Consider the following 13,445-nt stretch of genomic DNA (forward strand, 5'->3'; position numbering starts at 1 on the left):
AATTACGTCATCAACACTAACTAACCCTGGTTGAAACGATAACGCAGCTGATTCAGTTGTCAAATTAACCGTTGCAGCTTCAATACCGTCCATTTTATTTACCACTTTTTCAATCCGCGTGGAGCAGGCAGCACATGTCATGCCGTATATATCAAGGTCTACCTTCTCAGTCTGTACACCGTAGCCAAGTTTATTAATTTTTGACACTACCTCTTCTGGCTTCACTGTATCACTATTATACTTAACCGTTGCAGCTTCCATCGCCAAATTTACATTCGCTTCCACACCGTCCATTTTGTTTAAGACCTTTTCAATTCGTGTGGAACACGCGGCACAAGTCATCCCTGTTATCCCCAATTTCATCTGGTTTTGGGTCGGGTTTTGTACTAATTGACTCTGCTCGCTCATATTGATCATCTCCATATTTATGATTTAGAGAACTGTTTAATTACTTTCATTAACTCTTCAATTGCTTCATCACCTGAGCCTTCTTTTATAGCGTCTGATACACAGTGATGTGCATGTCGTTCTAATAATTGAAACCCTACATTTTTCAAAGCTGAATTGATCGCAGAGACTTGGATAAGAATATCTACACAATAACGATCATCTTCAACCATTTTTTGAATACCTCGAACCTGTCCTTCTACTCTTTTTAAACGCTTTATTAACTGATCCTTTTCTTTATCACTTCGGGGCGTCGCAAGCATTTTCCCCTCATCATTAACATGACAATCATTATCCATTGTGATCACCTCTTAGTTATATAGTATACCCCTGTAAGGTATCTGTCAAGCGGATAATTATCTTTTTTCGAGATCTTCTTCGATCTCCTGCAATAATTGATTAAACCCTACCCGATCTATAAATTTCGCAAAGTGCTCTCTCTTCTTGCCTTGTTGTTGATAAGCTGCTAGTATATCGTCTATTGTTGTAAATAAATCTTCTGGACTAAGTTGGGATTTAAAAAGCTTTGCTATTTTTGCATCAACGCCTTTTGCTTTGCCACCAATGTAAAGATCATAGCTATCTTTATTTTTTATAACCCCAATATCGTTCATTAATGGTTCACCACAAGCATTTTGACACCCTGTATATGCTGGACGAACTGGAAATGGCACTTCTCTCCCAGCAATGCGTTCATTAAGTTCGATAGCTACAGGCATTCCTTCTTCTTCAGCGCCCTTACAAAAATTACATGTTCGTAGACTTTTTACGTACATACCGACTGGATAACACGAAAATCCATTGTTCTCTAAATCTGCGACAACTGTATCGACTTTACTTTCTGGAACGTCTATATAGAGTTGTTGAAAGGTCGTGAGCTCTACCTCACTATCTTCCCCAATATGTTTAGCAAGGACCATTAATTGTTTGGAGGTAAGTTTTGCCCCGAAGCCTACACCGCCGTTGACAGCTAATGTGATTAATTTCCCTTTTGTCATATTTCAGTATCTCTCCAATCTTTCATTATGTTAAAGTATCAAGCTTACACTTATAATACTATACCCCCCTACAGTAACTGTCAATGCTTTTATTATTGTTATTTTCGAAAACGATGTAACCACTCTTACAACATTAGAACAGCTAAGTAGATTAATACGCGTCATCGTTGTTCATAATAAAACGTAGCCTTTTGCAGGCAGGCGTTAAGAAAAGAGCCATATAAAGAGCGAAAAAAAAGACCTCTGAGAGGTCATTTTGCAACTTCATTTGACAACATATCTACTTGATCCCGCTCTTCTTTTTTCTGTTTTTTCTTGTATATAATTTTCGAAAGTATTATGCTACATTCATATAAAAATAGTAACGGAATTGTAACTAAGAAGTCAGAAATAAAATCAGGTGGTGAAATAGTAACTGAAATAATAACTAGAACGAAATAGGCGTATTTTCGTACCTTTTGCAAAACATATGGATTGATGATACCTATACTCGTCAAAAACATAACCACAACTGGTAACTCAAACAAGATCGCAAATGGTATCGTCATCGTTAAGACGAATTGAAAATACTTTTCTGCCGTGAACATCGTATCAAACATTTCTTCACCAAGGTTTGTTAAAAAGCCGAAAACAACGTCAAGTATAACAAAATAGCCAAAACACAAACCTAGAATAAATAAAATAAATAAAGCAGGAATATAAGAAAGTGTTATTTTACGCTCAATTGGCTTTAACGCTGGCTTAACGAATAGCCATATTTGTAGTGCCAATATCGGAATTGTGCAAGCAATCGCTAATATTCCAGCAATTGTAAAATAGACCCATAATACTTCACTTGGACCTAATATAACTAACGTAATACTATATGGGTCTAGACCCATTACAAGCCAATTATATATATCTTTAACAAAGATAAATGCAAAAATAAAAAAAATGATAAAAGCCACCATTGTAATAAGTAGTCGTTTTCTTAGCTCATCTAAGTGGTCTACCAATTTCATCTCTTGATCTTCCATCTCCAAACACCCGCCTCTGTTTCATCATCCACATTTCAAGAGGGTGACCCCTGAAGAATCTTCTCTCACAATCCTTTATATGTTGTATATAGGTATCGCCACCTGGAAGGTTATACAATATATAGAGGCTACGAAATCTAATCCTTTCACTATGAGCCACCCTCTTGGGGTCTTTATCATTACCTTTGTTGCTGCTCGTGCTATTTTGAACAGCTAGAAGAGGTTTATGCGATTGTCACCAAATTTATAGAAGAAACATGAATTACGAATAAATCATCCGTAAATAACCTTAATTAATGAAGAATAGAATAAATGTATGGATTTTTAGGTCGCTTTCTTCTTTTTATCTTCTTCTAATTCGTCAATCACATCGCTAGTCAATTCTTTAGTAGATGTTTTAAATTCTTTCAGCGTTTGTCCAAAAGATCTCCCAATTTCAGGAAGTTTTTTAGGGCCAAATATAACTAAAGCAATTACTAATATAAGGATAAGGCCCGGAACCCCAATGTTTGTAAGCATGTTCATCATCCCCCCTGTTTCCTATTTCATGAAAAGCTTAGTTAAATTATATTATTATTTCCAACAAAAATGGATGATGGACGGAGATTATTCACAAGAAGTTCATATTTTCTTAAATTCACAACATCTTCTTGTTAACAGAAAAGTAATCTGTTAAATAAACAAATGAAAAAGATTGCTGTCCTTTTTCACTTCTTGATATGCAAAACTTTTTTTGTTCATACGTTCTATTAATGGTTTATAGTCATTTTTGTGCTTTAATTCAATGCCTACTAATGCAGGTCCATTTTCTCTATTATTTTTTTTCGTATATTCAAATCTTGAAATATCGTCAGTAGGACCTAACACTTCATCTAGAAATTCTCTTAACGCCCCAGCTCTCTGAGGGAAATTAACAATAAAATAGTGTTGCAAGCCTTCATACATCATAGACCGTTCTTTAATCTCTTGCATTCTTCCTATATCATTATTACCACCACTTATGACACAAACAACAGTTTTCCCACGTATTTGGTCTTTATAAAAATCTAATGCTGCAATTGGTAATGCGCCTGCAGGTTCAGCAACAATAGCATTCTCATTATATAATTCAAGGATTGTCGTACAAGCTTTCCCTTCTGGAACTAACAGTACATCATCTACAACAGCGTTACTTATGTTAAACGTCGTATCACCAACTTTTTTCACAGCAGCTCCATCAACAAATTTATCAATTGTATCAAGAGTGGTCACTTCCCCCTTCTTTCGAGATACATCCATGGCAGGAGCTCCCTCAGGTTCAACACCAATGACCTTTGTTTGTGGTGAAATGCTCTTTACATAAGTACCAATGCCCGAAATGAGACCACCACCACCAATACTAGCAAAAATATAGTCGATTGGTTCATCACAATCATTTAGTAGTTCTACTGCCACAGTACCTTGACCAGCAATCACGTTCATATCGTCAAATGGATGGATAAATGGTCTATTCTCTAATTTACTGCATGTCATTGCTTGCTCGTAAGCATCGTCAAATGTATCACCTGTTAAGATAATTTCAACGTTCTCTTTGCCAAACAGCTCTACTTGCGATACCTTTTGTCTTGGAGTTGTTGTTGGCATAAATATCTTGCCATGAATTCCAAGATGTCTACAAGAATATGCAACTCCTTGAGCATGATTGCCTGCGCTTGCACACACTATTCCAGATTCCAACTCTTGCTTTGATAAATGTTTGATGCAATTATATGCTCCGCGAATTTTGAAAGAACGGACAACCTGTAGATCCTCTCTCTTTATATATAAATTACAGTCAAATCTTTCTGATAAGACTTCATTGCGCTGTAAAGGGGTATGAGTTACTACATCTTTCAATGTTTGATGGGCAATCATTATATCCTCGAGTTGAACACGCTTTACTTGTTGTTTAACTTGTTGGCTCATTATACAAACCCTTTCTGTAAGTAGTAATTACTTTAATACGTTAATGTTGTGATTGGAACATTATATCATGAAATATTTAAAATGAAATATATTTTCAGAAAATATTTTAAATTTCTCACCAACAATAAAAACATGCAATTATACTTGTGTTTGTTATAATGATTATCGGAAATAACATCATTAATCGCACCTATTCAATACATTAGATGCAGTAAAATTTCTTATGCACTTGTTACCTCTTCACTTCTCCTACGTTCATAAGTTAAGAAATAATAGTCTATTTTATTATCTTCATCCTTCAAACCTTTTGTCTTTGATTTTAAAAGCCAGTCATCATCAGAAATCATAAAAGGAAAATACGTATCCCCTGCATATGTAGCATCAACAAACGTAACATATAGCTTATCGACATATTGAAATAGTTGCTTATAAAGTGTTTCACCACCGAAAATAAATACTTCCTCGTTGTTAGCTTGTTCTTCAATACGAAAGATGTCATCGATTGTATGAATCAGTTGAACGCCTTCTATTTCAATATTTTGATCTCTCGTTAAAACCACATTTTTTCTATCTGGTAACGGTCTTCCTATCGAATCAAATGTTTTTCTCCCCATAACTACAGTGTGACCCATCGTTATGCGTTTAACGTGTGCTAAATCATTAGGTAGATGCCATGGAATGCTGTTGTTTTTTCCAATCGTACGGTTTTTATCAAATGCAACAATGATTGATAACATCTATTTTCCTCATTTCATTAATGATAAGCTGCGTATATATTTCGCCGTTAAGGGGGCATTTTCCGCAAGAAGTTCTCTCGTTTCGTTACTTGTATAGTACATAGCAAAAGCTTCTGCAAAAAATTCCTCTGGATAATCATTAAAATATGGTTGATTTGGAAAGATGGTCGACACTTCAGTATTCCAAGCTGCCAAAAACTCCATACTATGTCTAATGTTATCAAAAACAATCGCATCAATCGAATGCGCTAACTCGTGCAATTCAAGGTTGTGAGAACCGTGACCTTGCCCTTTTTCACTATGTCCTATTTTTACAAGGACGACGTAGTTTCCTCCCATTCCAGGAACACTATCCCACTTCATGTCAGTATCCACATAACCTCTCGGTCTTACACCTGCTAAGTGGTTAGCAAATGGTTCATTAATGATAGAACCATTAAACAATTTTACATATACTTTGTTATTAACTAATTTCTGCATTATTGCAGAATCAATTCGGTTAAGCGATTGTATTATATTAAGAACTGATCGTTCGTCAAATTCCTCATTTGGAAGTAGTAGCATCTCTTTAATATATTCATAGTTTGATAGTTGTTGAACAACTGTCATTTCATTTATTGGATGATAGTTTTTTAGAAGTACCCCATATTGATTAGCAGAGGAAGGGATCGTAAGGAAAGGGACAAATATACATAATAATAGCGTCATTTTTTTCATCACATTCAATGTGTGCCTCCCCCCAACTTGGAAATCTAGTGTAATATATATGTAATATTAGTGTAACATATATCTCACAGTGGAGGGTGTGCTCAAACTCTATTAAATTATGGAAAAGAGAAGGTGAAACTTTTTATAAAAAAATAGCCAACCTAATAATTAGGTTGGCTATTTTGGTTTATGCAGTTTTAGCATTACTTGCTTCATGCTTTTCTTCTGATTTAGCGATAAACTTCGCACATGCAGCGTCACCAGTAATATTAACTGCTGTTCTTGTCATATCAAGTAACCTATCAACACCAAGAACGAGTGCAATTGCCTCTAAGCTTAATCCAACTGATGTTAGTACCATCGTTAACATAATGATTCCCACACCAGGAACACCTGCAGTTCCGATACTAGCTAATGTAGCTGTTAATACGATAGTAGCTAGATCGGCCATTGAAAGATCTACACCGTATAGCTGAGCAATAAATACTGTAGCAACCCCTTGCATGATCGCTGTGCCGTCCATATTGATTGTAGCACCTAATGGCTGAACGAAACCACTAATACTCTTAGGTATTTTTAAATTCTTTTGAGCTGTCTCCATTGATACTGGTAAAGTAGCTGAACTACTTGATGTACTAAAAGCGACAGCAATTGCTGGTAAGAAGTTTTTAATGAAAGTAATCGGATTCATTTTACCAAGGACTAATATAACTGAACCATATGTTATTGACAAATGTATGAATAAAGCTAAAAGTACAGCAAAGAAATATTTACCCATTGCAGCAATCGCATCAAATCCTTGTCCACCTATCGCAACTGCTATAAGTGCGAATGCACCGATAGGAGCTAGCTTCATAACAACATCTACCAAGAACATTAATATGCTATTTGATTCTTCAATAATCTTTTTAATAGAAGGTACTTTTCCTTCAAGCTGTGTAAGAGCAAAACCAATTAAGATAGAGAAAAAGATAATTTGCAACATGTTTCCTTCAACCATTGCTTCAAAAGCATTAGTTGGAATGATATCGATTAATGTTTCCATAACCGGTGGTGCTTCTTTAGCTTCTACTTCTGTATCTTCTCCTATAGTTAATCCTTCTACTAGACCCGGTTGTAGGATATTACCTACCGATAATGCAATTACTAGTGCAATAGAAGTAGTAATTAAGAAAAAGATAACTGTCTTGATACCAATTCGTCCTAATTTTTTCGGATCACTTATTCCCGCAGTTCCTAAAATTAGTGAGATAATAACAATAGGTACTACTAATAGCTTAATTAAGCCAATGAAGATTTTACCGAGTGGAGTTAAAATGTAAGTTTCTGCTGCGTCAAACCATTGAGGAATTCCGATATTGAAAACTAACCCGACTAAAATACCTAGACCCATACCAATTAATATTTTTTTTGTTAATGACATAACTTCACCTCTTTAATACTTTGTTGTGTTAAAAACTATAGGGTAATAATACTTATGAAGATGAGGATACCAAAGTCTTCATGCTGCTTTTTTATTTTAATACATGTGAACGATTGTTGTCAATTATCAAAATATTATGATCTAAAAAATAATATTTTGTCGAAATCACGATCCATATTGTTACAATCAACCTACTTTGTTACTTAAATATAATAAACTACTGAATAAATCAACTTCTAGAATGCATATCTATCCATTAAGAAAGTCGTTTTTCATTTGAATCATTGTTAATACTAGTTTCTAAAATAGTTTTTTTAATATAGCAAAACAAACAAAAAAATACGTTGCTTTTTCAAAAGCAACGTAAAAATCAGCCTCAGGTTTTCCACCGTGGTGGGGTATTTTTGTCCCAATATATACTTCCTAAATCGTTGTGTGCTTGGAATGTATCTAGATACGTATGGTAGTGAAAATTGAACCAATATCCCTCCAAAGGTGGGTGATCCCTTCTGACATGAAAACGAACAAGGTCCTTATTTTTCTCATTATCATATATGTTAAATATTTTTTCTCCATAGCCACCAGATGGACTTTCTGTGATGGATAAGTTATGCAATTTATAATCTGGGTATTGTTTAGTTAGATCTAGTATTACTTCTTCTATTTTGGGTAATACAGCTATACGGAATTCATCCTCGATAACAGGACCAATTTTTTGTCCAAATTTCTCAAACGACTTATCTTCAACAGCAGTCATCGTCGTTTCGATAAATTGGTGCCTATTTTCCTCATCTTCTTCAACCTCTAACTGGAATAGGTGCTCATCATCTTCAGCCGTCAGATCAGGGTTAACTAAATCTTGCTTCGATGTGTCATTGGATTTAGAAACTGGGACTGTTAAAGATGGTGGTGGAGATATTAACCCAAATGTACTTATTGTGATTAAGATGACAAGTGTTTTTCTCATCCACAGTGGCATTGTAATTCTTCCTTCCTTTTTAAATAAATCTACTTCTATGTAAATGTTTTCATTCTATTATTCTACATGATGATCATAATATATTAATACGAGTTTAGTAGCATAAATATTTAAATTTTAAGTTCGATGTATTAATAAATATTATAGCACAAATAATATGTGGAGAGGAGGTTTCAAGTATGGAAAATGATATTGTATATTTTGTATTATCCATTATCACATTGGGGTTTTTAACTTATTTAAACATAACTGACTAACTTTGTGATAATACGATAAATACACCCTTCATATACTAAAAATCAACTGCAAGTTCAACTTTAACTTGTTCACTAAAAAATCTTATAGCAGTAAAGAAATAACCGGTAAACAAACTAACATAGAGGCAGCTGATGTTAATAGAGTTTTGGGTCGACTCAAATGTATGACGAGTCGACCCAACTTCGCTTATGATTGTTTATTTTTCTTTCGAGCTGAACTTTTCTGATAGTTTCCAGTTTCAGCTGAAGTAGTCCCTTGCCCCTCTACATCAGGAGAGCTTAAACCGATCGTTGCAGGGTTTTTCTTACGTTTTTTAGACACTAATATCACCTCCATCTGTATACTTTAACCTACTTAACTTATTTCATTCGAACAGCAATTTATTTAATCAAACCTCTTTTTATATTGTTTGATTTTAACTAAAGGCTGTTTGCACCTTGAGTGTTGTTTATCGTACAAAGACATAAAACATAAGATACAATTTATAACGCCATTGATAAGAATAATCAAATTGTAAACATCAAATAGCGGCATGAAGATAGCCAAAGTGAAATTTAGCTGTTTTTCGTTTTTCTACAATAAAATTAAACTTGTCAAACGTGTTACTTTGATAATGATCCTTCAACACTATTCTTCGTTTTGCTACGCGCTTTGCTTCAGATAACACTTCCGCTGTGATTTCTGAATAAACTGCTAAATGTTTTAAGCTACTAATACCGTTTGATTCGGTTATCGTTTTTTCAAACATTGGATCAAAATATACGACATCAAAATAATCACTCGGACAATTTTTTAAATATAGTAAATGATCGTAATGAACAATTTCAATCCATTTCATAGCATTGGTCATCTCTAATAACTGAGAATTCCATTCATGTAGCCCTCTCTTAACCAAATATGCTAAATAACGATTTCCTTCAACTCCTACAACTTTTCCACTCCTACCAACTACATAACTCGCCAAAATACTATCAGAAGCTAGTCCAACAGTGCAATCTAAAAAAGTCATACCTTCTGAAAGTTGTACAGCTCTAAGAAACGGGTCATCAAGTCCTAACATTATACGTTTTAAACGGAACATAGCTGAATTAGGATGAAAAAACACCGGTTCATTTGCAGTGATAGGATGTATTTCTAGTCTATTTCTACCTATCATTAGCACATCTTGGTTATAGTGGTGTTTCAATTCCTTTAAAGACGATTTTCTTCTATCAACATAAGGGATTTTTAAATCCCTCGCTACTTCTTTTGCAAGTAGAATACCATTTTCATCTGTTCGACCACCGGTTGTTGCAATCAATGTCATCACCTATTTTTAATTCTTCTGTAAAATCTCATAAATAGTTGTAAGCTTTAATTAACAAATAATATTAAGTGTGCTTTCACGTAACATATAGAAAGAGGACGTCATATAGACATCCTCTTAACATGATTTATTAAAAGCAGATTGTAAGTTCTCCATAATCTGTTCCATCGCATGACCTTCAATTTCATGACGGGGAATAAAATGTACCACTTCTTTTCCTTTCAGTAGAGCCATTGATGGTGATGATGGCTCAAGGTCGACAAAATACTCCCTCATCTTAGAAGTAGCCTCTTTATCTTGACCTGCAAACACTGTAACAAGCTGATCAGGTTTTTTGTCATTATTTAATACAGCCTGCGTTGCAGCTGGTCTAGCTAGCCCTGCTGCACATCCACATACCGAGTTAACTACAACTAAGGTAGTGCCTTGTGCTTCATCTAAAAATTCTTCAACTGATTCAGCTGTCAATAGTTCAGTAAAGCCTGCGTTGACTAATTCTTGACGCATCGGCTTAACCATTTGTTTCATATATTCTTCATAAGCCATCGACATATACAATTCCCTCCAATAACATTCCGATGCTTAAAGAATACTGTACATATCATAGAAAATCAACTAATAAAAACTTAATAAAGATCTGTGACCGCACCTTTTGAAGCACAAGAGACTTGATGAGCGAATTTTCCTAGCACACCTCTTGAATGTAATTTAGGTGCTACCCAGCTAGCTCGACGTTCTTCTAGCTCTACTTCTGAGAGATCAACGGCTAGTGACTGTAACTCACTATTGATGGTTACGATATCACCAGTTTTCAACAACCCAATTGGGCCACCTACTTGTGCTTCTGGGGCAATGTGGCCAACAACAAGTCCGTGTGTGCCTCCTGAGAAGCGGCCATCAGTTAATAATGCTACACTCTCTCCTAATCCTTTACCAACTAAGATAGCTGATATTGATAACATCTCAGGCATACCAGGACCTCCTTTAGGTCCTTCATAACGAATAACAAGTACATCTCCAGCTTTGATATCATCATTTAGTACTGCTTGTGTTGCTTCATCCTCTGAATTAAATACTTTAGCTGGTCCAGTTAGGTGCTTTGTTTTCAAGCCTGATACTTTTGCAACTGCACCATCTGGAGCTAAATTACCTTTTAAAATAACTAAAGGACCCGTTGCTTTTAACGGTTCTGAAAATGGCATGATGACTTTTTGACCTTCTACTAAAGGTGGTGCCTCCGCTAAGTTTTCGGCTAATGTTTTCCCTGTTACAGTAAGACAATGTCCGTGTAAAAGACCTTCATCAAGCAATACTTTCATAACGGCTTGGACCCCACCTGCTTCATGAAGATCTTGCATCACATATTGACCACTTGGTTTTAAATCCGCAATATGAGGCACTTTCTTTTGCAATCTATCAAAGTCTTCCAATGACAAATCGACATCAACTGAATGAGCAATTGCTAATAAATGAAGAATTGCATTTGTTGATCCTCCAAGTGCTAATACAACAGTAAAAGCATTCTCAAAAGCTTCTTTTGTCATAATATCCTTTGGATAAATTCCTTTTTCTAATAAATGATAAACTGCTTCTCCTGCTTTCAAACAGTCTTCGCCTTTTAAGGAAGACTCTGCAGGATTCGATGAACTTCCTGGTAAACTCATTCCCATTGCTTCTATTGCAGAAGCCATCGTGTTAGCAGTATACATTCCCCCGCATGAACCAGCTCCAGGGCATGCATGACACTCAATTTGATGGAGCTCTTCACGATCAATATCACCTTTATTATATTGTCCCACTCCTTCAAATGCTGAGACAATGTCAATATCTTTGTCATTATGTCTACCAGGTTTTATTGTACCACCGTAAACAAATACTGCTGGCACATTAGAACGCCCAATAGCGATCATACATCCAGGCATGTTTTTGTCACATCCACCGATAGCAACAAAAGCATCCAAATTTTCTCCACCAACAACGGTTTCAATAGAATCAGCAATAACTTCCCGACTAGGTAATGAAAACCTCATACCTGCTGTTCCCATTGAAATACCATCTGAAACAGTAATTGTATTAAATATTAACGGTGCGCCACCGGCATTTTTAGCACCTTCTTTTGCCTTGATAGCTAGCTCATCAATATGAATATTACATGGCGTTACCTCGCTCCATGTACTTGCAATACCAATCATCGGTTTTTTAAAATCTTCATCACTAAAACCGACAGCACGCAGCATTGCTCGATTCGGTGCTCGTTTTACATCATCACTAAGCGCTTTACTTCGGATACGTAAATCCTTGGACATATTATCAACCTCTCTTTGAGTATATATTTTAACAATATAGTTTGTTTTCATTTGTTTTGCAATAGTTTTTTTGTGAATTTTTTTAAAATACTGTAAATAAGTTTATGACTGGTCACAATTTACAAAATGAACATAGAAAAAGGGTAAGGTTCCAAAAAGTTCAATTGCTTATTTTATTGGATCAACCGCCAATAAAATAGCCAACTTATTAGAACATACCCTATTTAAGTCTGCTTTATTTATCTATTAAATTCTGAATGTTATCGCTTTGATTGTTGTTTTTCCTACTAAGAAATAAAAACGGATAAACCAAGCGGTCGTGGTAACTTTCCTCATATTAATAAGGTCACTTGGCATAGATTTATTTTTTCCTGTCCTCTATTAGTTTCAATAGCAACAAAGTTTACGAAAAGAGTCTTTCCTTAAAATAATTGATAAAAACGGATTGTGAACTCCCTTTTACGTAAATAAAATCAATGCTTATATTCATTCTAATTGGTGGTGTTAATTCAACTCGAACGAGCTGCTCCTTTTGAAGCTCCTTTTTTACACAATGTTCAGGTAAAAAGCTAATCCCCATACCTTGTATGACTAAGTTTTTTGCTGTTTCCATATTGTCAACTTCCAAAGAAATATTCGGTGAAATACTATTCGTCGAAAAAATTCTATGAATATAAAGCCAGTCCATCGAGCCATAATCAAAAAAAATGAGTGGCCACTTTGCAACTTGCTCTAACGTTATCGTTTCCTGCTTCAGCAAAACATGGTCGTTCGAAACAAACAGGCTTATAGGATCATCGTATAAATGAATCGATTCAATTTCTGGATGAGTTTCTCTTCTTATAATTCCAAAATCAACTTCTTGATTAATTACTTTTTGTAAAACGTCTTTTGAATGCCCAGTTATTATCTTCATTCGTACATTGTTAAATTCTGCTTTAAAATCAGGTAGCATAGATGGTAAGACATTATTAGCTATAGATAATGCACAGCCGATTTTTAATTCGTTCGGAAGCAGTTCTTGCTGGAGTCTATACTTTGCTTCTTGATAAGATTGCAATATTTTTTGCGCATGGGGAAAAAAATATTCACCTTTATCAGTTAGCGATACTTTATTTCCTTGACGAAGAAATAGCTTAATATTCATTTCACGTTCTAGAGATTGAATTCGTGCAGAAACAGAAGGCTGAGTCAAAAATAGCGCTTCTGCTGCTTTATTAAAGCTCCCAAGTTGACAAACATATATGAAAGCTTCAATATTATCAATATTCATACTCCCCACCCTTTTGTTTTCTCACTCTTCTAACTTATCACTCTACTAAG

Annotated in this window: 15 protein-coding genes; all 15 read right to left on the reverse strand. The window is 35.1% G+C overall.

Annotated features, from left to right (window positions below; all coding sequences use genetic code 11):
* Positions 1 to 408, reverse strand: a 408-nt coding sequence (locus tag JM172_RS05935) for a copper ion binding protein (RefSeq protein ID WP_214481189.1), incomplete at its 3' end; no start/stop codon positions are given.
* Between the two features lie 17 nt (positions 409 to 425).
* Positions 426 to 746, reverse strand: coding sequence for a metal-sensing transcriptional repressor (locus tag JM172_RS05940; RefSeq protein WP_284730432.1), 321 nt, complete (start codon positions 744 to 746; stop codon positions 426 to 428).
* Between the two features lie 57 nt (positions 747 to 803).
* Positions 804 to 1,445, reverse strand: a complete 642-nt coding sequence (locus JM172_RS05945; protein ID WP_214481190.1) for a nitrite reductase — start codon at positions 1,443 to 1,445, stop codon at positions 804 to 806.
* Positions 1,446 to 1,696: 251 nt separating this feature from the next.
* Positions 1,697 to 2,461 (reverse strand): twin-arginine translocase subunit TatC, encoded by a 765-nt coding sequence (gene tatC / locus JM172_RS05950; RefSeq protein WP_214481191.1) that lies wholly within the window; start codon positions 2,459 to 2,461, stop codon positions 1,697 to 1,699.
* A 324-nt stretch (positions 2,462 to 2,785) separates the two neighbouring features.
* A complete protein-coding gene (locus tag JM172_RS05955; protein ID WP_214481192.1) occupies positions 2,786 to 2,980 on the reverse strand; it encodes a twin-arginine translocase TatA/TatE family subunit in 195 nt (64 codons plus the stop codon).
* A 153-nt stretch (positions 2,981 to 3,133) separates the two neighbouring features.
* Positions 3,134 to 4,405: a threonine ammonia-lyase IlvA gene (ilvA, locus tag JM172_RS05960; RefSeq protein WP_214481193.1), complete on the reverse strand. Its 1,272-nt coding sequence runs from the start codon at positions 4,403 to 4,405 to the stop codon at positions 3,134 to 3,136.
* 221 nt (positions 4,406 to 4,626) lie between these two features.
* Positions 4,627 to 5,142: a dihydrofolate reductase gene (locus JM172_RS05965; protein ID WP_214481194.1), complete on the reverse strand. Its 516-nt coding sequence runs from the start codon at positions 5,140 to 5,142 to the stop codon at positions 4,627 to 4,629.
* 9 nt (positions 5,143 to 5,151) lie between these two features.
* Positions 5,152 to 5,859, reverse strand: coding sequence for an anthrax toxin lethal factor-related metalloendopeptidase (locus tag JM172_RS05970; protein WP_352223060.1), 708 nt, complete (start codon positions 5,857 to 5,859; stop codon positions 5,152 to 5,154).
* 178 nt (positions 5,860 to 6,037) lie between these two features.
* Positions 6,038 to 7,273, reverse strand: coding sequence for a dicarboxylate/amino acid:cation symporter (locus tag JM172_RS05975; RefSeq protein WP_214481196.1), 1,236 nt, complete (start codon positions 7,271 to 7,273; stop codon positions 6,038 to 6,040).
* Between the two features lie 376 nt (positions 7,274 to 7,649).
* Positions 7,650 to 8,252, reverse strand: coding sequence for a YpjP family protein (locus JM172_RS05980; RefSeq protein WP_214481197.1), 603 nt, complete (start codon positions 8,250 to 8,252; stop codon positions 7,650 to 7,652).
* A gap of 444 nt (positions 8,253 to 8,696) precedes the next feature.
* Entirely contained in the window at positions 8,697 to 8,831 is a 135-nt protein-coding gene (locus JM172_RS05985) for a YuzL family protein (RefSeq protein WP_214481198.1), read from the reverse strand.
* A gap of 199 nt (positions 8,832 to 9,030) precedes the next feature.
* Positions 9,031 to 9,810 (reverse strand): class I SAM-dependent methyltransferase, encoded by a 780-nt coding sequence (locus tag JM172_RS05990; RefSeq protein ID WP_214481199.1) that lies wholly within the window; start codon positions 9,808 to 9,810, stop codon positions 9,031 to 9,033.
* 123 nt (positions 9,811 to 9,933) lie between these two features.
* Complete coding sequence (locus JM172_RS05995; protein WP_214481200.1) at positions 9,934 to 10,368, reverse strand: BrxA/BrxB family bacilliredoxin; 435 nt, start codon at positions 10,366 to 10,368, stop codon at positions 9,934 to 9,936.
* A gap of 74 nt (positions 10,369 to 10,442) precedes the next feature.
* Positions 10,443 to 12,122, reverse strand: coding sequence for a dihydroxy-acid dehydratase (gene ilvD, locus JM172_RS06000; RefSeq protein ID WP_214481201.1), 1,680 nt, complete (start codon positions 12,120 to 12,122; stop codon positions 10,443 to 10,445).
* 403 nt (positions 12,123 to 12,525) lie between these two features.
* Complete coding sequence (locus JM172_RS06005; RefSeq protein ID WP_214481202.1) at positions 12,526 to 13,395, reverse strand: LysR family transcriptional regulator; 870 nt, start codon at positions 13,393 to 13,395, stop codon at positions 12,526 to 12,528.
* Positions 13,396 to 13,445: the final 50 nt, after the last annotated feature.

It is taken from the genome of Bacillus sp. SM2101 (assembly GCF_018588585.1).
Lineage (GTDB): Bacteria > Bacillota > Bacilli > Bacillales > SM2101 > Nanhaiella > Nanhaiella sioensis.

Coding starts and splice junctions, on each gene's coding strand:
- JM172_RS05940 (WP_284730432.1), bottom strand. CDS start 746: ATGGATAATGATTGTCATGTTAATGATGAGGGGAAAATGCTTGCGACG.
- JM172_RS05945 (WP_214481190.1), bottom strand. CDS start 1,445: ATGACAAAAGGGAAATTAATCACATTAGCTGTCAACGGCGGTGTAGGC.
- tatC (WP_214481191.1), bottom strand. CDS start 2,461: ATGGAAGATCAAGAGATGAAATTGGTAGACCACTTAGATGAGCTAAGA.
- JM172_RS05955 (WP_214481192.1), bottom strand. CDS start 2,980: ATGCTTACAAACATTGGGGTTCCGGGCCTTATCCTTATATTAGTAATT.
- ilvA (WP_214481193.1), bottom strand. CDS start 4,405: ATGAGCCAACAAGTTAAACAACAAGTAAAGCGTGTTCAACTCGAGGAT.
- JM172_RS05965 (WP_214481194.1), bottom strand. CDS start 5,142: ATGTTATCAATCATTGTTGCATTTGATAAAAACCGTACGATTGGAAAA.
- JM172_RS05970 (WP_352223060.1), bottom strand. CDS start 5,859: ATGAAAAAAATGACGCTATTATTATGTATATTTGTCCCTTTCCTTACG.
- JM172_RS05975 (WP_214481196.1), bottom strand. CDS start 7,273: ATGTCATTAACAAAAAAAATATTAATTGGTATGGGTCTAGGTATTTTA.
- JM172_RS05980 (WP_214481197.1), bottom strand. CDS start 8,252: ATGCCACTGTGGATGAGAAAAACACTTGTCATCTTAATCACAATAAGT.
- JM172_RS05995 (WP_214481200.1), bottom strand. CDS start 10,368: ATGTCGATGGCTTATGAAGAATATATGAAACAAATGGTTAAGCCGATG.
- ilvD (WP_214481201.1), bottom strand. CDS start 12,122: ATGTCCAAGGATTTACGTATCCGAAGTAAAGCGCTTAGTGATGATGTA.
- JM172_RS06005 (WP_214481202.1), bottom strand. CDS start 13,395: ATGAATATTGATAATATTGAAGCTTTCATATATGTTTGTCAACTTGGG.